At 63.7% G+C, this 26,764-nt stretch carries 19 protein-coding genes; 13 read left to right on the top strand and 6 right to left on the bottom strand.

Going from position 1 to position 26,764, the window contains the following annotated elements:
* Positions 1–830, top strand: an 830-nt coding sequence (locus K1X71_18745) for a hypothetical protein (GenBank protein ID MBX7075184.1), incomplete at its 5' end; no start/stop codon positions are given.
* A gap of 116 nt (positions 831–946) precedes the next feature.
* Here the strand turns inward: K1X71_18745 and rpiB are convergent.
* Both rpiB and K1X71_18735 read right to left on the bottom strand, forming a co-directional pair.
* A complete protein-coding gene (rpiB, locus tag K1X71_18740) occupies positions 947–1,387 on the bottom strand; it encodes a ribose 5-phosphate isomerase B (protein MBX7075183.1) in 441 nt (146 codons plus the stop codon).
* 194 nt (positions 1,388–1,581) lie between these two features.
* Positions 1,582–2,685 carry a Sua5/YciO/YrdC/YwlC family protein gene (locus K1X71_18735; GenBank protein MBX7075182.1) on the bottom strand — a complete coding sequence of 368 codons (1,104 nt, stop codon included), beginning with the start codon at positions 2,683–2,685 and terminating at the stop codon, positions 1,582–1,584.
* Between the two features lie 444 nt (positions 2,686–3,129).
* On the opposite strand from K1X71_18735, the gene K1X71_18730 reads away from it, so the two are divergent.
* The 6 genes from K1X71_18730 to K1X71_18705 all read left to right on the top strand — a co-directional run bounded on the left by K1X71_18730 (position 3,130) and on the right by K1X71_18705 (position 12,110).
* Positions 3,130–3,978 carry a hypothetical protein gene (locus K1X71_18730; protein ID MBX7075181.1) on the top strand — a complete coding sequence of 283 codons (849 nt, stop codon included), beginning with the start codon at positions 3,130–3,132 and terminating at the stop codon, positions 3,976–3,978.
* A 14-nt stretch (positions 3,979–3,992) separates the two neighbouring features.
* Positions 3,993–7,016, top strand: coding sequence for a VWA domain-containing protein (locus K1X71_18725; protein MBX7075180.1), 3,024 nt, complete (start codon positions 3,993–3,995; stop codon positions 7,014–7,016).
* 58 nt (positions 7,017–7,074) lie between these two features.
* Entirely contained in the window at positions 7,075–8,091 is a 1,017-nt protein-coding gene (locus tag K1X71_18720) for a MoxR family ATPase (GenBank protein ID MBX7075179.1), read from the top strand.
* Between the two features lie 100 nt (positions 8,092–8,191).
* Entirely contained in the window at positions 8,192–9,082 is an 891-nt protein-coding gene (locus tag K1X71_18715; GenBank protein ID MBX7075178.1) for a DUF58 domain-containing protein, read from the top strand.
* Positions 9,082–11,052, top strand: coding sequence for a BatA and WFA domain-containing protein (locus K1X71_18710; protein MBX7075177.1), 1,971 nt, complete (start codon positions 9,082–9,084; stop codon positions 11,050–11,052). The genes K1X71_18715 and K1X71_18710 overlap by 1 nt, the downstream gene beginning before the upstream one ends.
* Positions 11,053–11,369: 317 nt before the next feature.
* A complete protein-coding gene (locus K1X71_18705; GenBank protein MBX7075176.1) occupies positions 11,370–12,110 on the top strand; it encodes a class I SAM-dependent methyltransferase in 741 nt (246 codons plus the stop codon).
* Here K1X71_18705 and K1X71_18700 read toward each other — a convergent pair.
* Together K1X71_18700 and K1X71_18695 are read right to left on the bottom strand one after the other, a co-directional pair.
* Positions 12,105–13,316 (bottom strand): metallophosphoesterase, encoded by a 1,212-nt coding sequence (locus K1X71_18700; protein MBX7075175.1) that lies wholly within the window; start codon positions 13,314–13,316, stop codon positions 12,105–12,107. The genes K1X71_18705 and K1X71_18700 overlap by 6 nt on opposite strands.
* Positions 13,317–13,536: 220 nt before the next feature.
* Positions 13,537–15,297: a response regulator gene (locus K1X71_18695; protein MBX7075174.1), complete on the bottom strand. Its 1,761-nt coding sequence runs from the start codon at positions 15,295–15,297 to the stop codon at positions 13,537–13,539.
* 259 nt (positions 15,298–15,556) lie between these two features.
* Here K1X71_18695 and K1X71_18690 point away from each other — a divergent pair, with 259 nt between their 5' ends.
* A complete protein-coding gene (locus tag K1X71_18690; protein MBX7075173.1) occupies positions 15,557–16,351 on the top strand; it encodes a class I SAM-dependent methyltransferase in 795 nt (264 codons plus the stop codon).
* A 113-nt stretch (positions 16,352–16,464) separates the two neighbouring features.
* Here K1X71_18690 and dacB read toward each other — a convergent pair whose 3' ends face one another.
* Positions 16,465–18,012 carry a D-alanyl-D-alanine carboxypeptidase/D-alanyl-D-alanine-endopeptidase gene (gene dacB, locus K1X71_18685; protein MBX7075172.1) on the bottom strand — a complete coding sequence of 516 codons (1,548 nt, stop codon included), beginning with the start codon at positions 18,010–18,012 and terminating at the stop codon, positions 16,465–16,467.
* Positions 18,013–18,110: 98 nt separating this feature from the next.
* A complete protein-coding gene (locus K1X71_18680; GenBank protein ID MBX7075171.1) occupies positions 18,111–19,472 on the bottom strand; it encodes a DUF1501 domain-containing protein in 1,362 nt (453 codons plus the stop codon).
* 201 nt (positions 19,473–19,673) lie between these two features.
* On the opposite strand from K1X71_18680, the gene K1X71_18675 reads away from it, so the two are divergent.
* The 5 genes from K1X71_18675 to K1X71_18655 form a co-directional block, all read left to right on the top strand.
* Complete coding sequence (locus K1X71_18675; protein MBX7075170.1) at positions 19,674–21,128, top strand: hypothetical protein; 1,455 nt, start codon at positions 19,674–19,676, stop codon at positions 21,126–21,128.
* A 46-nt stretch (positions 21,129–21,174) separates the two neighbouring features.
* Positions 21,175–23,667, top strand: a complete 2,493-nt coding sequence (locus K1X71_18670; GenBank protein ID MBX7075169.1) for a DUF1549 and DUF1553 domain-containing protein — start codon at positions 21,175–21,177, stop codon at positions 23,665–23,667.
* 74 nt (positions 23,668–23,741) lie between these two features.
* Entirely contained in the window at positions 23,742–25,274 is a 1,533-nt protein-coding gene (locus K1X71_18665; GenBank protein ID MBX7075168.1) for a hypothetical protein, read from the top strand.
* Positions 25,275–25,388: 114 nt separating this feature from the next.
* Positions 25,389–26,204, top strand: a complete 816-nt coding sequence (locus K1X71_18660; GenBank protein ID MBX7075167.1) for a sugar phosphate isomerase/epimerase — start codon at positions 25,389–25,391, stop codon at positions 26,202–26,204.
* Between the two features lie 54 nt (positions 26,205–26,258).
* The coding region (locus K1X71_18655) for an ABC transporter ATP-binding protein (protein MBX7075166.1) at positions 26,259–26,764 on the top strand (506 nt) is incomplete at its 3' end.

Raw genomic sequence — 26,764 nt, 5'->3', positions numbered from 1 at the left:
ATCGCCTGCTGGCCGAAGTCACCAGCCGCTGGGGGTTCAGCCCGTTTTCTCTGGTGCTGCGGGCGTACGCCGGGCTGGGAGGCATCTTATCGGGCTGGGCGCTGTTTCGAGCGCGGACGCCGGCGCAGATCGCCTTGTGGGGTGTGTTTGAAGGAGGCCGCGTGCTGCGCCGCCGGCAACAGGATCGCAGCGCGGAGCAAACCGCCGATCGGGCGGTCGCCAGCACGATCGAACAGGACGAACTGCGCACCGCGGCCATCATTGTGGACGGGTACGCCACCGAGGCGGGATTGGCGGTGGCGGTCACCGAGCCAGACGCCTTGGCGCGCGAGTCGCGACAAGCGGCGACAGCGTTCATTGGATCGGCCTCGGCCGAGTTGGATCGGTCAGTCAGCCGGTTGGCCGAGCGGCATGCGGGCTGGCTGATTCGCTGGTGGTACGAACTACTACTGGGCGCCATGTTGGCGATCTTGCTGTCGAGGATGGCGAAGAACTTCTTTTACGACTCCTGGCTCGCCCCGCAGCCAACGCCGGTACTGGGAATCGATTTTTACATTGCGGCGGGCATCTGGCTGTGGCTGTGGTGCACGATCTTGGTGTGGGCGTTCACGCGGCGGTTGCGGCGCGGCATTCAGGGAGAAGTGACGGCGCTGGCCGAGCGATGCGTGAAACCGGGGGCATCGGCCGGAATGTTTGCGACCGTAGAGAGCGAGTGCCGGGCGATACATCGCTTTCGACATGAACTGGATGGGCTACAAAGCGCTGTCGCCAACGCACGGTCGCGGGTGGAAGAGAGCGAGTCGCGGCTAGGGCATAAAGTGAGTAGTTAGGGGTGAACTCCGCTCACTGCGGCCCTCGTACGCTGCCTGCTCCCCTCGCGATTGGCGCCACAGTGGGCAAGGCGGAAGTGGTGAGTCGCTTAACGCATTGACGCCGAGTTAGCGACTTACGAGCGCTCTAGTTCCGAGATTTTGGCGACACGGCGGGCGTGGCGGCCCGCTTCGAACTCGGTCTTGAGCCAGATATCGACCATGCGGTCGATCAGACGTTCTCCGAGCATATCGGCCGAGAGGCAGAGCACGTTCACATCGTTATGGCGGCGGCTCATCTCGGCGGTCAGGTCGTCGTGACAGGTGGCGGCGCGGACGCCACGAAACTTGTTGGCCGCGATGCACATGCCTAGCCCGGAACAGCAAATGAGGATGCCCCGGTCAACGGCGCCTTCGCTCACCTGGCGGGCGACCTGCGCTGCGATGTCAGGATAGTCGACGCTCTCGGGACCATGGACGCCGACATCGATCACTTCGTGCTGCAACCGCGCGAGCGATTGCGCCACTTTGGATTTGATTTGAAAACCGCGATGATCGCAGCCGATGGCAATCCGCATCGCTCTGAACCCTAATTGCCTGCGGAAGAAAGCCGTCGTGGCTTTCTTCCCACTCGCCGCGACCGCAGCTACGCTGTTGCGGCTCGCAAAATCACGACACACGTCGTGATTTTGCGAATTGCTTCCTGCAATTCAACCAGTCCGGCGAATAAATTCCCCGGACTGTTAACCGATTTTAGAAAAAGCGAACGAAATTATATATCGAGTTCCGGCAGCCACGATTCCAAAGCCAGGCGAATCTGCTGCGCGCAGCGCTGATACTGTTCGGGCGGGCCGCCAATGGGGTCGGGCACATCGGTCCAGTCGCGGCAGAGCAGTTTCACTCGATCGGCGGCAGTGGGCCAATGACTGAGAATTGCCGCTCGATGCGACCGGGTCATGGCGAAAATCAGATCGGCGTGCTGCACAAGCTGTTCGGTCAGTGGTTGCGACTCGTGATCGCGGAGGTCGATATCCATTTTTGCCACCACCGTCACCGCCTCGGGGCTAGGGCGGCTGCCCATCATGGCCGAGATGCCGGCCGACTCGATGAGTATGGAGTGGTCGGCGACTTCGGACTGCTTGATGCCTTTCTTGTCGGCGACCAGCTTGCGCATGATGCCGGCGGCCATGGGACTGCGGCAGGTGTTGCCGGTGCAGACAAAGACGAACATCTGGCTGGAAAGGCGGCGGAGGGTTTGCTCGGAGACGACGCCGGGACGGACGACTTCGAAATCGCCCGCGCGCACGCGGACAAGCGACGAAGGCTGCCCATAGCGGCTGCGGCCATCGTCGAGCACCAATTGCACGCGGTCTCCGAGACAATCGACGACTTCCTGGGCGGACTGCGCCTCGCAATCGCCGCCCAAGGGAACGCTTGTGAACGCCACTGGGCCGGTGAGCAGGCGCAAGGTGTCGCGAAACACCTGATGCGCCGGGACGCGAATATTCAGCGCCCCCTCGGGCGCCAACGCATGTTGCACCGACGGTGGCAATTGGGCGAGCAGGCTTTCGGGCGAACTGTCGTCGATCTTCAGCGTGACCGGCCCTGGCCAGCAACGGCGGGCCAAGCGTTGCGCAAGCGGGCTGACCGACGGCACGTAATCGATCAATTCATCCGCGCTTTTGACGGCTAATTCGATCAAGGCGCTGGGTTGCTGCAATGCGGCGAGCCGCGCCATGGCATCGGTGTTCAGCACACTGGCGGCGACGGTGTAGACCGTTTCGGTGGGAAAGGCGACCAGCTTGCCTTCTGCCAGGGCCTGCACGGCGCGATGCACGACGTCGCGCGAATCCTCTGCGCTACGAATGTCGATCATCACGGGGGGCATAGGCAGTCGTATGGGTCCGGTCTTGTTGGGCGTAGGAACGGTCGACCAGGTGGCGCTGGCGTGAACTTGATCCGACGCCATCGGGAGAAGATGACACCGCACCAGCGAATGTCCGCACGCCGAAGCGGTGGCATCGCCACAAACCGACGCCGTAGGGTGGCGCCGTTCAAATCAAGTCGCTGACCGGACTTAGCTCAACTAATCTACAGGCGTCGGCGCAGGGTGGTCAAGTCAGCACGCCACGAATTGGATTGTCGCGCTGATCGGCGCAATCTGCTTGCGGCGACGGTAGATTGCGAGAGGATGAAGACTTGGCGCCCAAACGGAAATCGCGAACTAGCGCGCATGGTTCAACTGCCTGGCAAACACTTGCTGCATTGTCTGGCGATCGCTGCGCTACTGACCGCGCTTGGGTGCGGCAGCGACGCCGACATGCAAGGGGAACTGGAACAAATCTGGGGACGCCGCGGCATCAGCGATGGACGCTTTCAAAAGCCGCGCGCCATGGCGGTCGACAAACAGGATCGCGTCTATGTGGTCGATATGACCGCGCGGATTCAGGTCTTTGACCGCGATGGCAAGTTCTTGCACGGTTGGCAAACGCCCGAGCATGTGACCGGCCGACCGACCGGCATCTCGATCGATCGGCAAGGAAGGGTGATGGTGGCCGACACGCACTATTATCGTGTGCTGGTCTACAGTCCCGAAGGCAAGCTCTTACAGACGATCGGCGGCAAGGAAGGGAACCGGCCAGGGGAGTTTGGGTTGGTGACTGACGCCGCCGAGGACTCGCATGGCAACCTGTACATCTCGGAGTATGGCGAGTTCGATCGCATTCAAAAGTTGTCGCCCGACGGCGCGTTTCTCTTGGAATGGGGAGGTCACGGCAGCCAACCAGGGCAATTCGTGCGTCCACAGAGTCTGGCCATCGATGGCGACGACCACATTTATGTGGCCGACGCCTGCAATCATCGGATTCAAGTGTTCGACACGTCGGGTAAACTGCTGCAGGTCATCGGCAAGCAAGGCGCCGCCTTAGGGGAACTGTATTACCCCTATCATGTGACGTTCGATCGCGAGGGGAAATTGCTGGTCTGCGAGTTTGGCAATCATCGAGTGCAGCGACTTGATCGCAGCGGCAAATCGCTCGGCTGCTGGGGCCGCAACGGGCGTGGCGCCGGAGAACTGCACAATCCGTGGTCGGTGGTGTGCGATAGCCAGGATCGGGTGCACGTGCTCGACACGATGAATCACCGCGTGCAGACCATGCGCTTTTTTTGACGGGCAGCGATCGCATGTTTGGCTACGACATCGATTTCGACGCCCCCTGGTATCTACTGCTGCTGGCGCTGGCGCCGGCCATTTGGTGGTTTAGCTTCCGCAGCCTGGCGGGGCTGGGGACGATTCGCCGATTGCTGGCCATCGCGCTGCGCACGCTGGTGTTGGCCTTGCTGGTGTTGGCGCTGGCCGAAGTGCAACTGGTGCGCACCAGCGACCGCTTGACGGTCATCTATCTGCTCGACCAGACGTTGAGCGTCCCGGCCGAGCAGCGGCAGGCGATGATCGAATACGTGAACGAGTCGATCGCCCAGCAGCGCGACGGTCAGGATCGGGCGGGGGTGATCGTGTTCGGTCGCGATCCAGCGATTGAGGCGCCCCCCTACGACGACGACATTCAGGTGTCGAAGCAGATCGAGAGCCCGATCGATCCTGAGTACACCAATCTGGCGGCGGCCATGCGCCTGGCCGAGGCGTCGTTTCCGGAAGACGCGGCCAAGCGGATTGTGATCGTCAGCGACGGCAACCAGAACATGGGCGACGCGCTCGAACAGGCGCGGGGCCTGATCGACGCGGGCATCGGCATCGACGTGCGGCCGGTGACAATCAGCGCGCGGGCCGACGTGAGCGTCGAGAAGGTGGCCGTGCCGACCAACATTCGCAAGGGGGAACCGTTCGACCTGCGGATCGTGCTCTACAACAGCGCCGTCGCCAGCGATGGCAACCCTGGCACGGTGACGGGGCGGCTGGTGGTTTACGAGCGAACCAGCGACGCACCGCAGGCGATCAGCGAGCAGGAGTTGACGGTCGCGCCGGGTCGGCACGTATACACCATCCGTCGGCAGATCGATCAGCCGGACTTTTACACCTACGAGGCGCAGTTCATCCCGAACCAAGCGGGAGACGACGCGCTGCGGCAGAACAATCGCGCGACCACCTTTGCGCATGTGCGCGGCAGCGGTCAGGTGCTGCTCATCGAAGACAGCGAGCACCGCGGCGAACATCAATTGCTGGTCGATCGGCTGCGCGCGGCGAACCTGGAGGTGAGGGTCGACGCCAGCGACCAGTTGTTTGCCAGCCTGGCGGAGTTGCAACCGTACGACACGGTGATTCTGGCCAATGTGCCACGCGAGGATTTTTCTGAAGCTCAGATCAACATGCTGGTGCGCAACACACAGCAGATGGGGTGCGGGCTGGTGATGCTGGGTGGGCCGAACAGTTTTGGCGCCGGCGGCTGGGCGAACACCGAGATCGAAAAAGCGATGCCGGTCGACTTTGAAATCAAGGCGGCCAAGGCCAATCTCCGCGGCGCGCTGGCGATGATTATGCACGCCTCGGAGATCGCCAACGGCAACCACTGGCAAAAGGTGATCGCCGAAGAGGCGCTCAAGGCGCTTGGTTCGCAAGACTACTGCGGCGTGCTGCACTGGATTGGCACCGACAAGTGGTTGTGGGAACCGGGCATGCGGCAAGTGCGGTCCGACCGCGAGAAGATGTTGGCCCAGATCAGCAAGATGCAGCCCAGCGACATGCCGCAGTTTGGGCCGAGCATGGAGATGGCGCGGGCGGCGATGGCGCGGTTAGGGGATGTGGCCGTCAAGCATATGATCATCATCAGCGATGGCGACCCGGCGGCGCCGGCGCAATCGATCCTGAACGGCCTGGTGGCGGGCAAGGTAACGGTGTCGACGGTGGCGGTGGGGGCGCACGGCCCCGCCGAGAGCGCACTGTTGCAGCGCATCGCCACGGCGACCGGCGGCAAGTACTATCAGGCGTTCAACGCCAACGCGCTGCCGCGGATCTTTCAGCGCGAGGCGCGGCGGGTGGCGCGTCCCTTGATCTTTGAGCACGCCGCCGGTTTCGCGCCGATCGTCAACTTGTCGAACGAAATCGTCAGCGGATTGCCGGAGCGATTGCCGCCGATCACCGGCTTTGTGATGACCACGGCCAAGGAACATCCGCTGGTGGAGATCGAGATCGTTTCGCCGCGGCCGACCGACGGCAAGAACAACACGATCCTGGCGACGTGGACCTACGGGCTGGGGCGCAGCGTGGCCTTCACCACCGACGCCGGAGCGCGCTGGGCCAAAGGCTGGGCAGGCTGGGAGGATTACGAACGCTTTTTCTCGCAGATGATTCGCTGGTCGATGCGCCCCTCGGGGGATACCGGCAACTTCACCGTGGCGACGGAGGTGAAGGATGGGCAAGGCCGAGTAGTAGTCACCGCGCTCGACAAGGACGATCAGTTTCTCAACTTCCTCAGCCTGGGGGGGAGCGTCATTGGTCCCGACATGGAGGCCCATGAGGTGACGGTGAAGCAAGTGGCGCCGGGGCGCTACGTGGGCACGTTCGACGCCAGCGCCGCGGGGAGCTACTTTTTGATGCTCAATCCAGGCGCGGGACGGGCGCCCTTGCGCAGCGGGCTGAATGTGCCGTACTCGGCGGAGTTTCAGACGCTGGAAACGAATGAGGCGCTGTTGGAATCGCTGGCGGCGCTGGCGCCGCGGGGCGGCAGGCCGGGCATTGTCATCGCCGAGGACGCGCGCGACGGCGCTAAGACTCCGGAAAAAGCCAACCTGTTTCGGCACGATTTGCCAAATGCCCGCAGCAGCCAGGACGCGTGGCACTTCATGCTGCTGTTGGGTAGCTGCCTGTTCTTTTTGGATGTGCTGGTGCGGCGGGTGACGTTCTCCTTTACCTGGGTGCGTCCGGCGCTGGCGAAGGTGCGCGACCGCGTGCTACGGCGCGAGGCCGCCGCCCCCGCGCCAGAATACATGGAGCGACTGGCGACGCGCAAAGCGGAGATTTCGCAGCAATTGGAAGAGCGCCGCGCGACGGCCCGCTTCGAGCCGGAAGCGGAATCGACCGCACCGACGACTGGCGCGGTGGCCGAGGAACTAGGGGCCAAGCCGCCGTCGGCCGCAAAGCCGACGCCGCCGGCGCAGTCGCTGGGTCCGCAGCAGAAGGAAGAAGACGACTACACCAGCCGCTTGCTCAAGGCCAAGAAGCGCGTCTGGGACGAGCGCAACAAGGACTCGTAGCCATGGGCACGGGGCAAATCGCGAAACACAACTCAACCAACTCATTCGAGATAAAACCATGAGTCTTGCCGAAGGGATCGAACAGCGGGCCGAACAATTCGCGCAGCGATACGCCGCGGTCCGCGAGCAGATCGGCCGCGTGATCGTGGGACACGACGAGATCGTGCATGGCGTGTTGACCTGCCTGTTTGTCGGCGGGCATTGCCTGCTGGAGGGGGTGCCCGGACTCGGCAAGACGCTTTTGGTGCGCACGCTGGCCAAGGCGCTCGATTTGCAGTTCTCGCGGATTCAATTCACGCCCGACTTGATGCCGGCGGACATTTTGGGCACGAACATGGTGATGGAGACGCCCGAGGGGCGGCGCGTGTTTGAGTTTCAGCAGGGGCCGATCTTCACGCAGATCTGCCTGGCGGACGAAATCAACCGGGCCACGCCCAAGACGCAATCGGCGATGCTGGAGACGATGCAGGAAGGCTCGGTGACGGTCGGCGGCAAGCATTACCAGTTGCAGCAGCCGTTTCTGGTGATGGCCACACAGAATCCGCTGGAGCAAGAGGGAACGTATCCGCTGCCCGAGGCGCAGCTTGACCGCTTCTTTTTCAAGCTGCTGGTAGGGTATTCGACGCGTGATGAACTGATGCAGGTGTTGGACCGCACCACGCGCGGCGAGGTGATCGAACCGGCGCGGGTGATGGACGGGCCAGAGATATTGAAGTGGCAAGCGCTAGTGCGCGAGGTGCTGGTGGCGTCGCACGTGCAGGACTACATCGTGCGGCTGGTGCTGGCGACGCATCCGGGGGGGCAGTACGCGCCGGCGATCACCAACCAGTACATTCGCTGGGGCGCCAGTCCCCGCGCGGCGCAGGCGGTGGCGCTGGCGGCCAAGGTGCGGGCACTGCTCGAAGGGCGCTACAACGTGAGTTTTGAGGACGCGCGCCGCGTGTATCTGCCGGCCTTGCGGCATCGGGTGCTGCTCAACTTCGAAGCGCAGGCCGAAGGAGTGGAGTCGGACAAGGTGCTGCTGGATTTGCTCGAACAGGTGCCGGAAAAGGGGGAGGCGGACAAGGCGGCGTGAGGGGGAGGGGCAAGTGACTAGTGGTTTATGGCGAGGGAGAAAGTGAAGAGCACTGGCAGAGCCAGTGGCACGCGAAACTAGGTCAAACACTCAAGAGCAAATGGCGACGACGAACGAACCACTACTGAGTCCCGAGTTTCTGGCGCGGCTGGAGCGCTTGGAACTGGTCAGTCGCAAGATATTTCGCGGCCGACTGAAGGGGGAACGTCGCAGCCCGCGCAAGGGGCAAAGCGTGGAGTTTGCCGACTTTCGGCAGTATGTGGCGGGAGACGACTTGCGGTTCATCGATTGGAACACCTACGCCCGGCTGGACCGGCTGTTTCTCAAGCTGTTCATGGAAGAAGAGGATTTGCACCTGTATCTATTGATCGACAACAGCCTGTCGATGGGGTTTGGCACGCCCACCAAGCTGGAGTTCGCCAAGCGGTTGGCGGCGTCGCTCGGCTTTGTGGGACTGGTGCGCTCGGACCGGGTGAAGATCGAAACGCTGGGACAAGGCGCGCGGGCGGGCACGGCGGCGCTGCGGGGACGGCGCAGCCTGTGGCGACTGTTCGAGCAGCTTGAGGCGATTCAGCCCGAGGGGGGAACGCAACTGGCGCAGGGGGTGAAGAACTTTTGCCTGCGCAACTCGGGCAAGGGAATCGTGGTGTTGGTGAGCGACCTGTTGGACAAACACGGCTATGAAGAGGCGCTGCGTTACCTGGTGGCGCAGCGCATGGACTGCTACGTGATTCAGGTGCTGGCGGCCGAGGAGTTGTCGCCCGACATCAAGGGGGACTTGCAGTTGGTCGACGCGGAAGACGGCGACCACGCCGACATCACGGTGAGCGCGCCGTTGATGAAGCGATACCAGCAGACGCTCGACGCGTTCGTGGGCTCAGTGCGCGATTTTTGCAATCGGCGGGGCATGGTGTATCTCTTGGCGAGCAACGAGACGCCGTTTGAGCAATTAGTGACTGGCTACCTGCGGCAGCGAGGATTGGTGCGCTGATGCCGGGCTGGCTGCCATCGTGGACCAACATGCTTTCGCCTTGGGGTTGGGCGGCCGTGTTGGCTGTGCCACCGGCGATTTTGGCGCTCTACTTTTTGCGATTGAAGCGGTCGCCGCTGGAAGTGCCAAGCACCTATCTGTGGCGCAAGTCGATCGAAGACTTGCACGTGAACAGCCTGTGGCAACGGCTGCGTCAGAGCATCTTGCTGCTGTTGCAGTTGCTGCTGGTGGGACTGGTGATCTTGGCTCTATTGCGGCCCAACTGGCAGGGGACGCAGCTTAGTGGCGGGCGATATATCTTTCTGGTCGACAACTCGGCGAGCATGGCGGCGACCGACGTGCAGCCCACCCGCCTTGCCGAGGCCAAGCGGCAGGTGATGGCGCTGATCGAAAAGATGGCCAGCGGCGACAAGGCGATGATCATCAGCTTTGCCGACCGGGCGCGCGTGGAGCAGGCATACACCGACAATCGCAAGCAACTGCGCGAGCGACTGACGGCGATTGAGCAGACCGCGCGGCCAACTTCGCTGGTCGAGGCGCTCAACGTGGCGTCGGGGTTGGCGAACCCCGGCCGCTCCGCGACCGACATCACCGACACGCAGGTGGCCGAAGCGCTGCCGGCGCAGGTGTTCATCTTCAGCGACGGGCGATTCGCCGACGTGGAGAAGTTCAGTCTTGGCAATCTCGCGCCGGTGTATGTGCCTGTCGGCGCGGCCACGGCTGAGAATTTGGCGATCGCGGCTTTCAGCACCAAGGAGGTCGAAGGAGAGTCGGGGCGCGTGCAGGCGTTCGCCAGCATCGAGAGCCATGCCAGCCAGCCGCGCGAGACGCCGCTGGAACTGTATCTCGACGGCGAACTGATCGACGCGTCGCGCGTGACGGTCGCGGCGGGAGAGTCGGCGGGGGTGGCGTTCGATCTGGACTCGCCGCTGTCAGGCGTGCTGGAACTGCGGGCGGCGACCGGCGACGACCTGAAGCTGGACGACGCCGCCTGGGCGGCGCTCAATCCGCCGCGCCGCGCGCGGGTATTGGTGGTGGAAGCGGGGCCCAATCCGCCGCTCGCGTACGCGCTGGCGACCGAGAGCGCCCGCAAGCTGGCCGACGTGACAACGCAGCCGGCGGCGTATCTTAAGGACCCCGAATATCAGCAGCGGGCGTCAGCGGGCGAGTGTGACCTGGTGATCTACGACCGGACGGCGCCGGCGGTCATGCCGCAGGCCAACACACTGTTCATTGGCAGCTTGCCGCCGGTGGATTGGAAGGCGGAGGCGAAGGCGGACGTGCCGCAGATTGTCGACATCGATCGCGCGCATCCCTTGATGCAGTTTTTGGAATTGGGAGATGTGATCATCAGCGAGGGGACGCCGCTGACGCCCCCCGGCGGCGCGTCGGTGCTCATACACGGCAGCCGCGGCCCCTTATTCGCCATCGCGCCGCGGCAGGCGTTTGAAGACGCGGTGCTGGGCTTCGAGCCGTACAGCGCCGATGAAGTCGACACCAATTGGCCGGTGCGGTTGAGCTTTCCGGTGTTCGTGCTGAACGTGCTGGAATACCTGGGCGGCCAAGCGCAGGGGCAGTTGCGGGTGGCCAGCACGGCGCCCGGCTCGGCGGTGACGCTGCGGCTTGACGGCGCGCCGAGCGAGATCACGATCCACACGCCACGGCAAGGCAAGTTGCGGGTGTCGCGCACGCCGTCGGGCGTGTTTCGCTTTGCGGACACCGACGCCTTGGGCGCTTACACGGCGAGCGCGGGCGACCGAGCGCTGGAGCGGTTCACGGTGAATTTGTTCAGCGCCGCGGAGAGCGACATTCGACCTCGCGCGCAACTGAAGATTGGACACGTTGAGGTGCAGGGGAGTCAGCAGGCGGCGCAGACCACACGGCGCGAGGCGTGGAAGTGGCTGGTGCTCGCCGGGCTGGTCGTGCTGCTGGTCGAGTGGTATATCTACAATCGCCGGGTGTACTTGTGAGAGATAGTGGCTTGTGGTCAGTGGCTAGGGGCTAGGAAAGAGCCCCTCACCCGGCCTGCGGCCGATCTCTCCCCGCAAGCGGGGCGAGGTGAAGAAAGAGGAACCGCCGAGGCGCGGAGACGCAGAGAGTGGAGCAAAATGCCGGAAGTCGCTCACGCGAAGGGGCAAAGGCGCAACGATTGATTCCTTCGCGCCGTGGCGACTTTGCGTGAGCTTTATCTGGTGGGAATTCGCACGCTGCCTCCCACTGGCGGAGCCAGTGGCACACGGCGAAGTGACGAGAATAAAGCGGCAAGGCGGACAGGATTTGAGATTGCATGACCGAGACGCGCCAAGTTGACGAGACGCAGTCGCCGGCCGAGTCGCGCCGCAGCGGCAAGCTTGTCAATCGGATGATCGAAAAGGACGTCATCCGCGAGGTCAGCTACGACGCCTATAAAAAGAAGGTGCGCGGCGTCTACGACGGGCCCAAAGGGGCGCTGTTGTCGACGGCCAGCCGATTGTCGCTGCACCTGGCGTTTGGCGAACGGCTATTGAAGTCGCGCAAATTTGACCTGCGGGGCGCCAAGAGCATCCTGGACGTAGGGAGCGGCGCCGGGCAGATTATTCAGCATCTGCTCAAGTTCGCCGATCCTGGGGCGCGCATCACCGGCTTTGATCTGTCGCACGAGATGCTCAAGCGGGCGCGGCGGCGGTTGGAAAGCGACCGCCCGCTGTTTGTCACCGCCGATCTGACGCAGTTGCCGTTTCCCGACGAGACGTTCGACTGCGTGACATGCGGCTATGTGCTTGAACACTTGCCCGACCCGCGACCGGGACTGGCGGAACTCAGCCGCGTGCTGGTCGCTGGTGGGCGGATGCTGCTGATCGCGACCGAGGACAACTTTGGCGGCGCGTGGACGAGCTATTTCTGGCTCTGCCGCACTTACAACCGCGCGGAACTGAAGGCCACTTGCGCGGAGCTAGGCCTGGAGTGGCGGCGCGAGTTGTGGTTTTCCCGCTTTCACGAATGGATGAAGGCGGGGGGCATCTGCGTCGAGATTGTCAAGCGATCATGAGCGTGCGGCCACGGCCTGCGCCAGCGGCCGTGCGATTCGGGCCGGCTCGTCGTTGGCGACCGGCGAACGCAGCACGATGCGAGTGAGTTCCGGCGGGCAGTTGTAGCGCAACGGATCAAGCGCCGACACGCCGCGACTGACATGCATCAGCGTGGGCGGTTCGTGAAACAGGCCGCAGGCGTACTTCACGCCATAGCGGCTGGGGCTGAACAGCGGTCCCACCAGCGGCAGGCGGATTTGTCCGCCATGGTTGTGACCGGCCAGCATCAGATCGAAGCCGTGGCGGCGGGCCCAGGGAAGTTGATCCGGGGTGTGCGCCAAGAGGACGCGGAGCGCGGTGGCGTCGTCGATGCGGGTCATGTCGGCGGCGGGGCGAATCCACGGCAGTTCGTTGCCCGCTAAGAGGATCGTTTCGCCCTCGATGCACAGCTCTTGATGGCGGGCGCCGAGATAGCGCGTGCCGGCATCGACGATGGCTTGGCGCAGCCGCGGCAAGTGGCTCTTGAGGCGCACATCGTGGTTGCCAAACACGAAGAACGAGCCATATTTCGCGCGCAGTCGGCCAAAGACGTCGCTCGACCAGTCGATGCACTCGGGGCGATCGACGAGATCGCCGGTGATGAGAATCAGATCGGGCTCGAGCGCGCTGGTTAGCTCGGCGACTTCGACAAAATAGCGGCGGTCGATGATGCCAGTGAAATGCAGATCGGACAGATGGGCGATCGTGAGGCCATCGAGCCGAGCGGGCAGGCGCGAGAGTTCGAGCTCTTTTTCGGTGATCTCCAGTTGAAAGCACTCGTTGCCTGGCAGTCGCGTGAGGGGGCGCAGCCAGCTATTGCCATCGGGCCGGTAGCCCAGGCGGCGGACCATGTCGAGCCGTTGGGCCGACTGGCGCTTGAGCGGTCGCAGCGGCCCGCGACGCAGGTTGCGGTTGGCCCAGACCGCCAGACCGGGGACTCCAAGCACGCAGCAGCAGAGGAAGTACCAAACGGCGGGTCCCGCCGGCGTGGCGCTTAGCCAATCCAAGCCGTCGCGCCAGAACCACAACATGTAAACCAGCGGCGCCGCGCAGAGGCTGCCGAGCCCCAGGATGTTGACGATCGTCACGCCCAATTTGGCCAAGCGGGTGGCATGGATCTGGTTGACCACGCAGGCCCAGAGCGCGGTGTGGCCAATCAGTGCTAGCAGCAGCAGGAAATACGTCATTCAGGAGGCTCGGCGGGGTTTAGCATGGGGGGCGATCATCGTGGGGAATGTATTGGACCGCAAGTGCAGCCTGTGGATTGAAGCGTCCCTCGCTCGGCCGGCGGCCAAGAGGCAAGCGGCTAGTGATCTGTGGCTGGTGAAGTAGGGAAAGATCCTCCTCACTCGGCCCGCGGCCGACGTCTCCTCACAGGCAGGGCGAGGAGAAGCGGGAGACGTTTTTCTAGGTTTGCTCGACCTTCACCGGGCCGGGGACGCGCACTGCTTCTTCCACAGTGCCGAGGAGTTGATCGAGCCGGAACGGTTTGTAGAGCACCGCCTTGGACGACAGACCTGCCTGGCGCGCCTTGACGATCGAGTGTCCGGGGTCGTAGCCAAAGCCGGTCATCAGCACCAGCGGCACCGGGTTGATCACCTCTTGCAGGCGCAACATCAGGTCGTAGCCCGACATATCGGGCAGGCGAATGTCGGCGATAATGACATCGTAGCCGCCGTGGGCCAGCGTGCTGCGGACCATGAAGACGGCTTCGGCGCCGTTGTGGGCGGTTTCGACAATGCAGCCATAGCGATCCAACAGGGCGTGGGCGGCGCTGCGCACGCTCTCGTCGGCGTCGACCACCAGCACTTCCTTGCCGCGGAGCAGCGGGCGCTCGTCTTGCGGCAAAACCTGCGGCACGGCCTGGGTGGGGGTCATCTTCTGCCCCACCTTTTGAATGACCTGCTTGATGTCGCGGGCGTTTCGCAAGATGCGCTGCAGGCGCTCGACCACCTCGGGCTCGTGGCCGATGTAGCGCTCCATGATGTTCACGGCGCAATTGAGGATGTCGTCGACGGGCAGGGCGACCGCGCTATGAATGGCCTCGACGCTCTCGGCGGCGGTGCTGGCCTTCTCGGCGACGAGCAGTTCGAGCTGATTAAGGGCCGCTGCGACGTCGCGGGTGAACAGCTCCAAGAACTGCAGGTCGCTTTCGGTGAAGGCGCGGGGCTCGGGGCTCTCGACGTTGAAGGTGCCGATCACCTCGTCGTGCAAGATGAGCGGCACGGTAAGCGAGCTTTTGGCGCCGGTGGCCCCTTTCAGGTAGAGCGGGTCTTCGGTGGTGTCTTCGCACAGATAGCTCTTGCCGGTGGCGGCCACAAAGCCAGTGACTCCGTTGCCATGCGAGCGGGCGTGCAGCTCGCGCTGCTGGGCCTCGATATCCATGCCGACGGCCAACAGCGGCATCAGGCGGCCGCTCTGCTTGTCGAGCAGGCGAATTTCGACGACGTCGAAATTCAGTAAATCCTTGGTGTAATGCAGGATGTTCGACTTGAGCAGCTCAATCCGCTCTTGCACCGTCATCTGAAAGAGTTCGTCGGGCGTCAGGTCGGCCAACTCGATGCCGGCGCGATGGATCGCCGCCAACTTTTGCTGCTGCAACGTCTCAACAGTGATGTCGCGGACGGTGACGATCAGAATTTGGTGCGGGCCGTCAGAATCGCGGGCCGGCACCGCATGCACGTGAAAGTATCGGTTCTCGCTCGACTTGAGCGTGGTGGAGCTGGATTGGCCGGTGGCCAGCGCGGTGTGAAAGGGACAGAAGTCGGGGCCGAGGATCTCGGGGCTGCCGAGCACCGCGTAAAAGTTTTGACCAACGACCGAATCGCGGCCGCTCCATTCGCAGAGCCGGCCATTTCCCCAGATAATGGAGTTGTCGTGGTCGAGCAGCACCACGCCATCGGGCATGCCTTCCAGAATCAAATCGTTCTGGAGCAGTTTGCCAACCTGCAATGCCTCTTCGAAGTGAGCGCCGCTGACGAAGACCCCCGCGAAGTCGTCTCGCTTGAGGCGAGCCAAGGCGCGGAGCATCGACTCCGCCACCACGACTTCGAACGTCTCACCGAGCCGGGCGAGATCTTGCTCGTCTCGTTCTCGGGAGTCGCAAACAACCAGTATCTTGGGCTTTGCCGTCACCCCCTCAACTCCAATTCCGCGCACCCGCTGCATCATTATAAAAGCGCTACATGGTTGGAACAACCGGGCCGGAACTCCCTATCATCATCGTCTGCGCCGCTTTCGCATATTCAACGCGCGAGGGCGAGTAAAACGCGTAGCGGGGACTACCGCGCCCGAGCGATTCGCGCCAGCGACACGCTCGTTACAGTCGGCGCCCGGACAATCTTCATACGCTGGCTGGCATGGTTGGATCGGAAACCATTGAGATTTTCATGAACGCGGCATATTCGGCCGCGAGGATGCAAGCGACATGACGCACTGGCGCGACAAGAATCGGCAGGCCTGGGACGCCCTGGCGCGGGCACGGCACCCCTTTACCTTGGCGGCACGGGACGAGGATTTTGCCGATCCCGTGCGTGCCTTGGACATTGCGGGCTGGCTGACCAGACCCCTGACCGGCGCCCGAGTGTTATGCCTGGCGGCAGGGGGTGGGCGGCAGAGCGCGCTGTTTGCCGCGGCGGGCGCCGAAGTAACGGTGGTCGACATCAGCCCCGAGGTGTTGGCGATCGACCGCCGGGTAGCGGAGGAGCGGCAATTGAACGTGCGGGTGATCGAGGGGTCAATGGACGACTTGTCGATGCTGGCCGAAGGAAGTTTTAACCTGGTGAATCAACCGGTGAGCACCTGTTACGTGCCCGACATACGCGCGGTGTATCGCGAGGTGGCGCGGGTGCTCGCGCCGGGGGGGCTGTACATCAGCCAGCACAAGCAACCGGCGAGCCTGCAAACCGAACTAGCGCCGTCGAGCGAGGCGGGCTATTTGTTGGGGGAGCGTTACTACCGCGAGACGCCGCTGCCGCCGGTGGCGACCTCGATGCTGCGCGAGACGGGCGCCGACGAATACCTGCACCGCTGGGAAGAAATGATCGGCGGAATGTGCCGGGCAGGGTTTGTGGTCGAAGATTTGATCGAACCGGTACACGCCAAGCCAAACGAGCCAGTAGGCAGCTTTGGACACCGCGCTTGCTACGTGGCGCCGTATGTGCGGATCAAGGCGCGGCGGTTAGGACGGCCACCGGCGGCTAGCCTGTGGGTGCCGGAGTAGTGGCGAGACGGTCAATGGCGTGGGGCAGAAGCAAGATTAAGCCGCGGTGTCGCCGAGGCGCAGAGAAGGCAGTACGGCGTGATCGCGTCCGGTCGCAAGGCCGATTGGCCGCGTCAATTCGCCTGGTGGATGATCTCGCACAGGCGGCCGAGGGTTTGGCCAATTTCGGTGCGGTCGGTGACGCCATTGATGTGAACCCCATTGACCACCAGCGAGAAGGCGAGTCGCCGGCCGCTGGCGGCGGTCAAATAACCGGCCAGCGCTTTGCTGGTGAGCAGATAGCGCTGGTTCATAGTGTTGCGCCAGTAGAGTGTGCCGGTCTTGGCTTGTGCTTTGCCGCGCGCGGGGCTATCGGCGGCGACCGCGTCGGACAAGGTGCCATCGACGCCAAGGACCGGCAGCGCACGCTCGTAGACCTCGAAGTCGGGGCGCGTGCTCATAGAACGCAAGAGTTGCACGTTGACGCGCGGGGTAGTGAAGTCGGCATTAGCGCCGCCCGCCGCGCCGCCAAAGGAAATCTCGTCCACGGCGACGCCAGCGTTCTTCAAGAAGTCGTGCTGCATGCGCAGGCCCGCCGCCAGCGAGCGTTTGCCTTCGCGAGCGGCGAGCAGGAGAGGCAGGGTGCTGGCGTGCAAATTGTGACTGACCTTGAGGATCAGGCGCGCGTTCTCCGAGAAAGGGGGCGAGCGCAGCAGGGCCGTTTGCTCGAAACCGGCATAATCCATCTTTTCGGGCAGTATCTCGCTGGGGTTCGGCATATCGAGTTTGGCATTGGTTTCCACGCCCGCGCGCTTCAGGGCCTCGATGAGCAGGGTGCGGGCCCAACTGGCGGCGTCGGGGATTTCGTACACATGAAGCACCGGTTTGTGATCGGCGGCAATTTGACCTTCGATGGTAATGGTCCACGGAGTCGAAGCGTCAACACCGATTAAGGTGGCGCTTTTCGGCTTGGCGGTGCGGACCTTGTTTTTGACCTTGAGAATCGACGCTTGTGGCCGGTGTTCAACGACCGCCGGCTCTCCTTGCTTGCCGGGGGCAATGTGCAAGTCAATCACGTTGTCGTTGACCAAGATGGGTCCAAGCTGAGCAGGGCCGCTGCCGGTGGAACTGGCGGAATCGAAGATCCGATCGTCGATGACCACCTCGCCAAGGTGACGCTTGATCCCGGCGCTGGCGACTTGCCGCGCCAGATCGTCGAGTCCGGCGAGGGGGTCGGGGTCCGTAAGTTCGGCTTCGGAAGTGCCGTTGGCGTAGGTGTGATCGTGGTTGGCAAAGGCGATTTCGCCGTTGGCGGTGGTGCGGCCCCCTAGCGTGAGGTCGCCGCTGGCGACCAGGATGAGGTCGCCCTGCAATTGGCCATCGACCAGTTCTCCACGTCGGTAGATGGGAGTTTCAAAACGAAAGTCCTTGCCGAGGCGATCGAGAGCGGCGGCGACCGAATAGAGCTTGGTGGTCGAGGCGGGCGCAAAAAGCTGATCGGCGTTGTGTTCGTAGACGACGTCGCCCGTCTTCAGGTCGACGACCAGCACCCCCCAGTGGGCGTTCTTGAAGCGCGGCTCGCGAATGATCTGTTCGATCTCGGGCGTCAGCCGATCGCCGGCCAGCGCGGTGGAGGCCAGAAAAACGAAGCAGCAGAAGCTGTGGCGAATGATGCGCGACATTTCGATCCTCGCGGCGCCGGAGCAAAGTGATGATTCGCCACGATTGTGGTCGCGCAACGCCGCGGGTGCAAATTTGGCGGGCGCGGCCATGTCTGGCGCTATGCCAGTTCGGCGATGGGCTGGCCATCGGATAGGATCGGAAACGGCCGCCCGCGAAAGTCTTTGAAGGCCGTCTGCGGGTTGACGCCCAGGTGCTGGTAGATGGTGGCCAACAGGTCCTGCGGACGCAAAGGGCGCTCGGCGGGATATTCCCCCTTGGAGTTGGTGGCGCCGACCACTTGCCCCATGCGCAGTCCACCGCCCGACACCATCGCCGACATGGCGCCGGGCCAATGATCGCGGCCCAACAGGCCCGCCACGTTGTTGACTCGCGGGGTGCGGCCAAACTCGCCGACGGCGACGACCATCACGCGACGATCAAGCCCGCGCTGACGCAGATCTTCGATGAGCGCCGAGATGGCCTGATCCATGAACGGCGCGCGATAGCGCATGGCGTCGGCCAGGTCCCAGCGGGTATCGACGTTGATATGGTCGTCCCAACTGAAATAGCGGTCGGCGAGGGTGGGCGCCAAGGCGTCGACGGTGATGACCGCCGTGCCGGCCTCGGCCAGGCGGCGAGCCAAGAGGCAGGACTGACCCCAGAGGTGCCGCCCGTAACGGTCGCGGAGGCGGTCGTCCTCGCGCGAGATGTCGAAGGCCGTGGCGACGGTGGGATGGGTGAGCATCTCGAGCGCGCGGGCGCGAAACTCGTCGACTCCTTCGAGCGCGCCGCTGCGGTCGAGGTCGCGGCGCAGCCGGTCGAAGCGGGAGATCATCGTGGCGCGATCGTCGAGGCGGTGGCCATCGACACCTGCCGAAAGGGTGAGATTGGGGGGCCGGTAGTCGGCGGCCGACGGGTCGCCGGCGGCGAGCGCCGAATGGGCGATGCCGAGATAGGTAGGCTGCGTCATGAAGGGCTGACGCGGAATGCCGACATACTGCGGCACACCATCGAGGCGCGCGCCGCGCAACCGACTGGCGATCATGCCGAAATCGGGATGGTCGGAACGGGCGGTCGAGGTGGGGTCGATCTGCGCCGGCGTCTTGCCGGTCAATAGCTCGATCGAACCGTCGTTATGCGCCGACATTTCGTGGTGCAACGAGCGGATCAGCGAGATGTGGTTCCCCAGCCGCGCTTGTAGGGGAAAGACCTCGCAAAGGTCCATGCCGGGGACGGTGGACTGGATGGAGCGAAACGGCCCGCGATACTCAAGCGGCGCCGCCGGCTTGGGATCGTAGGTTTCGAAGTGACTCGGCCCGCCCCACATCCAGAAAAGGATGACCGAGGTGTCGGCGGTGGAGTTGTTTGTGGCCGCCCGAGCGGCGAGCACATCGGCCAGCGAGGCGCCGCCCAGCGCCAAGGCGCCGGCGCGGAGAAACTCGCGGCGGCGGAGCGGACCCCAACAGCGCGGCCGGTCCATCGTGGGCCTCTAACAGGTGGGACACGTACAGGCCAAGGCGGGATGCTGAGAATATAGCCGGCTTTTCTTATGGCCGCCAATCGTGGGAAATGGTCTAGCGGTCTGTCGGTCGGCTTGGGGGCATCTGCTTTCGCCATGTGGTCCGCGGTGGTAGTCTAGTTTTGGCTTCGAGGCGCCTGGCTAGAGCAGGGACCTGACGGCATGAAATGGTCGCACCGTATTGCGCGTCGCTTGACCGCGGCGCTCGCCGTGTCGCTGGTGATTGCGGCGACAATCGCCACGGCTGAGGAACCGCCTGCCGCCGCGCCCGCCAAAGTGAGCTATTGGAAGGACGTGCGGCCGATCTTCCAGGAGCATTGCCAGGGATGCCATCAACCGGCTAAAGCTGGTGGGGGACTGGTGCTGACCTCCATCGCCGACATGCTCAAGCCGGGGGAGACGGAATTGCCGGGGCTTGTGCCGGGCAAGCCCGACGAGAGCACCATTGTCGAGCAAATTACGCCAACCGGTGGCGAGGCGCCAGCGATGCCCAAAGGGCGACCGGCGCTGGCAGCGCTGCAAATTGAACTGATTCGCAACTGGGTGACGCAAGGGGCGGAGGACGACTCGCCGGCCTCGGGCAAGACGGTCGTCGACGCGGCGCATCCGCCGGTCTATCAGGCGGCGCCGGTCATCAGCGCCCTCGATTACTCGCCCGATGGACAATTTCTGGCTGTCTCGGGCTATCACGAAGTGCTGCTGCACAAATCCGACGGCTCGGAGTTGGTCGCGCGGCTGATTGGCCTGGCCGAGCGAATTGAGTCGCTGGCGTTCTCGCCCGACGGCAAATTGCTGGCGGTGACGGGGGGCTCGCCCGGGCGATTTGGCGAGGTGCAAATCTGGGACGTGGCCGAACGGAAGTTGACGCTATCGCAAGGGCTGACCTACGACACGGTGTATGGCGTGAGTTGGTCGCCCGACGGAACGCGAATCGCCTTTGGCTGCGCGGACAACACCCTGCGCGCAATCGACGTGAACAGCGGCCAGCAGGTCCTCTACCAGGGCGCGCACAGCGATTGGGTGCTGGATACGGTCTTTTCGACGGACGCCTCGCACCTGATGAGCGTGAGCCGCGACCGATCGATGAAGTTGACCGAAGTGGCCACGCAGCGGTTTGTGGACAACATCACCAGCATCACGCCCGGTGCGCTGAAAGGGGGCCTGATGACGCTCGACCTGCGTCCGGGACGCCAGCCGGCCGACGATCAGGTGATTTGCGGCGGGGCCGATGGCACGCCAAAGCTATACAAAATCTATCGCACGCAAGCCCGCGTGATCGGCGACGACTTCAACCTGGTGCGGGCCTACGAGGCGATGCCGGGGCGTATCTACAGCGTCGACTTCAATGTCGATGGCACGCGCTTCGTAGTCGGTTCGAGCGAGGGGAGCAGCGGCGAGGTGCGTGTTTACCTGGCTGAGGACGGTAAATTGCAATCGAAGCTCGAAGGCCAGATCGGCGCGGTCTTTGCCGTGGCGTTTCGCAAGGACGGCAAGGAAGTCGCTTCGGGCGGGTTCGACGGGATGGTGCGATTGAGCGAAGCCGAGACAGGCAAGCTGGTCAAAGAATTCGTGCCGGCGCCCCTCGCGCCGGCCAGCGGGGCGACGGCAAGCAAATGAGCGAACAACCAAGCGCATAAGTGGCCAAGACGAAGGAAGCAGCCTGATGCGACGATTAGCAACACGCTGGTTGATGGGTAGCTTGGCGCTGACGCTGGGCCTGGGGGGCGCGCTGGCCGACGACGCGCCGCCGGCGCCGGTGGCCGAGACGGAACAGCTACCCGCCGGGGCGACGGTGGTGAAACTCGAAGCACAGCCGACGGCAATTGAACTAACCAACAAGTACGCCTATCGCCAACTGCTGCTGACAGCCGTGACCGCCGCTGGCGAGCGGCTGGACGCCACTCGGCTAGCGACATTGACGGCGCCGAGCGATCGAGTGACGGTGAGCCCGTCGGGACAAGTGCGCGCGGCGATCGATGGCGAAGCGCAGCTTGTGTTTGAACTGGCTGGCCAAAGCGTGACCGTGCCGGTGAAGGTGAGCGGCGTGGCCGCGCCGTACACGGTGAGCTTTGTGCGCGACGTGATGCCGGTCATGTCCAAGATGGGCTGCAACGCGGGGACGTGTCACGGATCGGATGGCGGCAAGAACGGATTCAAGTTGAGCCTGCGGGGATACGATCCCGAGTTCGATCATCGCGCCTTGACCGACGACTTGGCGGGACGTCGTTTCAACCGCGCGGCGCCTGAGCAGAGCCTGATGCTGCTCAAGCCCTCGGGGGGTGTGCCACACGTGGGAGGCGTTTTGACCCGGCCCGGCGAGCCGTATTACGGGCTATTGCGGGAGTGGATCGCGGCCGGGGTGAAGCTCGATCTGGACACCCCACGAGTAACCAAGATTGAGCTAGCGCCGCAGGGACCGCAGATCTCCTTGCCCGGCATGAAGCTGCAAATGACGGTGCTGGCGCATTACAGCGACGGCGCGGTGCGCGACGTGACGGCCGAGGCGTTTATCGACAGTAGCCTGACCGAGGTGGCCGAGTGCGACAAACGCGGGCTGGTGACCGCGGTGCGCCGCGGCGAGGCGGCGATGCTGGCCCGCTACGAGGGAAACTACGCGGCCACCACCGTGACCGTGATGGGCGACCGCACGGGCTTTGTGTGGCATGAGCCGCCGCACAACAACTACATCGACGAGTTGGTGTATCGCAAGCTGGCAGGGTTGAAAGTGGAGCCCAGCGACTTGTGCTCCGACGCCGACTTTATTCGCCGGGTTTCGCTCGATTTGACCGGACTGGCGCCAACCGCCGACGAAGTGCGAGCGTTCTTGGCCGATGGTCGCGAGACATGGATCAAGCGTCAAGAGTTGATCGACCGATTGATCGGCAGCCCCAGCTTCGTCGACTATTGGACCAACAAGTGGTCAGACTTGTTGCAGGTGAACCGGCGCTTTTTGAGCGAGAAAGGGGCGTGGGCGCTGCGCAATTGGATACGTCAGGCGGTGGCGAGCAACATGCCATACGATCAATTCGCGCACGCGATTCTGACGGGAAGCGGCTCGACGTTCGTGAATCCGCCGGCGGCCTATCTGCGCGTGTTGCGCGAACCGACCGAAGCGATGGAGAACTCGACCCAGTTATTTCTGGGAGTGCGCTTCAATTGCAACAAGTGCCATGACCACCCGTTTGAGCGCTGGACGCAGAACCAGTACTACGAGTTATCGGCGTTCTTCGCGCAGGTAGGTCGCAAGGCTGGCGCCAACCCGGATGAAGAGATCGTCTTCGACACGACGTCGGGGGAAGTGCAACATGTGAAGACCGGTCAGGTCATGGCGCCGGCGTTCCCGTATCAACGCGAACTGGCCAGCGACGACGCCCCCAACCGGCGAGCGCAGTTCGCGGATTGGGTGGTGTCGAAGGACAACCAGTATTTCGCGACTAGCTATGTGAATCGCATCTGGAGTTATTTGCTCGGCGTGGGGCTGATCGAACCGGTCGACGATATTCGCGCCGGCAATCCACCTTCGAACCCCGAATTGCTCCAGCGGATGACCGATGAGTTTGTGGCCGAGGGCTTTAATGTGCGGCAGTTGATGCGCACGATTTGCCAGTCGCGGGCATACCAGCACTCGATCATCGCGAACAAGTGGAATGAGGACGACCAGACAAACTATTCGCACGCGCTGGCCAGGCGGTTGCCGGCGGAGACGCTGTATGACGCCATTGAGCGGGCGACGGGCACGGCGGTTGATCTGCCGGGCGTGCCGGCGGGCTACCGGGCGGCGCAACTGCCCGACCCCAATGTGGAGTTGCCGGGGCGCTTTTTGGGACTCTTTGGCCGACCGCCGCGCGAAAGCGCCTGCGAGTGTGAGCGCTCCAGCGGCGTGGTGCTCGGACAGGCGCTGAACCTGGTGAACGGCCCGGTAATCGCCGAAGCGATTGCCGGTCCGCAGAACCGCATCACGGCGCTGGCCAACAAGGAGAGCGACGACGCCAAGCTGGTCGAGGAGTTGTTCTTGTCGATTCTGTGCCGGCCGCCACGGGCCGATGAGAGCGAGACGGGCATCCAAGCGATTCGCGAGGCGGACAATCGCCTGTCGGGCGCGCAAGACCTGGCGTGGGCGCTGATCAACAGTCCGGCGTTCTTGTTCAACCACTAGGCGTAGTGGCAAGATAAGAAGCCACCGGGCGCCGCGCAGCTTGGCAGCGGTAAAATGGCCAGTCGGATTTCATGATGAGCGCCGCACACAAGTCGGCACCAGCATGGCGCTGGCTGGTGATCGCGCTGGCGCTGCCGACGGCGCTACTGGCGCAGAAGCTCACGCTTGATTTGTGGGCCGACGAAGTCTACACCCTCTACGAGTTCGCCAGCCAACCGGTTTCGCAAATCGTACGCGACTACTCGGCGCCGAACAATCACATCTTTTACACGCTGCTGCTCAAGCCAGTGGCGGCGATCTCGACCCAAGTCGCGGCGCTGCGATTGCCTTCTTTGGTTTTGGCGGTGCTGACGCTGACCACGGTGTTCGCGCTGGGCGCACAGTTGTTCGACCGCGTGGCGGCGGTAACGGCTAGCCTGGCGCTGGGGCTCAATGTGATGTTCTTGACGCACGCCATGCAATTGCGCGGCTATGGGATATCGATGGCGCTGACGGCCGGGCTGATGTGGCTGGCAGCGCGGCAGGTGGGTATTGGCGCCTCGAAGGCGCCAGCGCAAGGACACAACGACGACGTCTTAGGCGCCCAACTTGCGCGGGCGCTGGCGACCACGCTGGGGGGCGCGGCGCTACTGTACACCGTGCCGACCAACGCGCTTTTTTTGGGACCGCTAACTTTGTGGGTCGTGGCACGAGGCTGGAAGCAGGCAGTCGACCGGCGCGACGCGCCCAAAATGCTGGCGCCGTGGTTGGCCGCCTGGCTTTTGGCGGTGGCCCTTTATGCGCCGGTGCTGGAGCAATTGCGCGCGCAAAGCGCCATGCAGTGGGCGGGACTTGGCGCCTCGATGCGACTGGTGAGAGATGTGCTTTGGGCCGCCGGACATGACCTGTGGCCGCTGTGGGTGGTGGCATTGGCGCTGATCGCCGTGCGCAAGGGGAGTTCGGCATTCGCGTCCTTCCGGCAAAATCGTACTGCCTGGTCGCTCTTGGCAGTGATGCTGCTGGGGCCGTTTATCGCGGCGATTGTCCTGGGCATCACCCCGTTTGTGCGCAACTATTGCCCGCTGCTGCCGGCGTTGGCAGTGGCGACCGGGGGGCTGATTTCGATGGCGGCCCAGGCGTTTGCCCAACCGCGCGGCGGGGACGATAGCCGGCCGGTGATGACCGCGGCCCTGGCGGTGATCTTGGTCTTGTTGCCGGCCGTGCTTGTTTATCCGTCGCGACTGGAGCGCGTGCGGAAAGCCCGGTTCGCGCAGGATGGATATTACAACTACTACTCGGCCCGCTTTGAGCCATCTTGCGCCGCGCGGACGCTGCGCGCGGCGATTGGCCCGGCGGAGAATTATCGAATCTGCTTTGGCGCGTCGGACCACCATGCCTTGTCGCACGCGCTGGCAGAGGTGGGCTTTCCGCTGCCGCCAGAGTTGGTGACGGGGGACCGCGACGGCGGAAGCGGCTTTCTGTATGTGGTGCTGCCCGCCCGCCCCAACAACGATGAGGTGGTCAAGGCGTGCGGGGCGAGTATGGCGACGGTTGAGCAGTGGCCAGTGGTTGCGCAGTGCGGTTACTACGAAGTGCGCCGCTCGCCGGAGCGGGTAACGCTGAAATAGTGGCTAGCGGGCACTTGCCGCTTGTCAGGCGTGCATGGCGAGTCGAGAATGGCGCGGTTCGCGCCTGCCCGTGTTGCCCCCCCCCCCCCCCCGACCCCAGAGGTTCTCGCCCTGATGGCCGCTTTCACCTTTGGACTGAACACCAGCACCATTCGGCCAGCGAGCCTGCTGGAGAAGATCGCCATCGCCGGCGAGACCGGCTATGAAGCCATTGAGTTGTGGGCGCCCGACGTGGAGCAGCACTTGGAGGCAGGGCACAAGCTGACCGACGTAGCCAAGGCGCTCGACGATCAGGGACTGGCGCGGCCGAGCATGATCGCCCTGTGGGGGTGGTGCGATCCCGACGACGCGAAACGCGCCAAGTCGCTCGACCAATGCCAGCGCCGGCTCGACATGGCGAAAGCGCTGGGGGTGAAGCGAATCGTGGCGGGGCCGCCGGGCGAAGATGTGCCGTTCGACTTTGCCGTGGATCAATATGGCCGCATCCTGGAGATGAGTTGCGAGCGCGGCGTGCCCGCGTCGCTGGAGTTTTTGGGCTTTGTCGCCGGCATTAACACACTGGAAAAGGCGTGGTCAATCTGCGGCACGGTGGGCAACCCACAGGGGACAGTCACGGCCGACATCTGGCACATGTTTCGCGGGGGAACGCGGCCCGATGCGCTCGACGCGGTGCCGGCCGACCACATATCGTGCTTTCACTGGAACGACGCGCCAGCTTCGCCCGCACGGCAGGAGCAAAACGACTCGCATCGCGTGTATCCGGGAGACGGCATCGTGGACATCCGGCTGATCACGCGACAGTTGCGCAAGAAGGAATACAACGGTTGCCTGACTTTGGAACTTTTCAACCCCCACTATTGGAAAGAAGATTTACGGCTGGTCGCGCGGACGGGACTTGAGAAAATGAAGAAGAGCGTGGAATCGATGTAGCCCGCGGCGACAAGCCGGCGGACATGAGTGTGTCGAACGGAGTAGAGGCCACGAGTGATTGCGTCCCCGCACTTGGTTGAGACCCATGCGCTCACCAAGCAATACGATGCATTGAAGGCGCTGGCCGCCTGCACGCTGGCGGTGCGCACGGGGGAGGTGTTTGGTCTGTTGGGGCCAAACGGTTCGGGCAAGACGACCTTGATTCGTCTGTTGATGGGGTTCTTGAAGCCGACATCGGGGCGGGCCACCATTGCGGGACTTGACTGCTATCGCGAGTCGGTGGCGGCGCACCGGTTGGTGGCGTATTTGCCGGGAGAAGCGAGGCTGTTTCGGCAGATGCGCGGCTACGACGCGCTCAAGTTCTTTAGCCGGGTGCGACCGGGCGGCGACTATCAACGGTCGCTGGCGCTGGCCGAACGGTTGGAGTTGGACCTGACGCGGCAAGTGGCGTTTTTTTCGACCGGCATGCGGCAAAAGCTGGCGCTGGCGGCGACGCTGTCGTTCGACGCGCCGCTGGTGATCTTGGACGAGCCGACGGCCAATCTCGACCCCACCGTGCG

This window comes from Pirellulales bacterium, from assembly GCA_019694455.1.
Lineage (GTDB): Bacteria > Planctomycetota > Planctomycetia > Pirellulales > JAEUIK01 > JAIBBY01.
The sequence above is the reverse complement of the archived record's forward strand: the minus strand, read 5'-3'. Positions and strand labels throughout refer to the sequence as shown.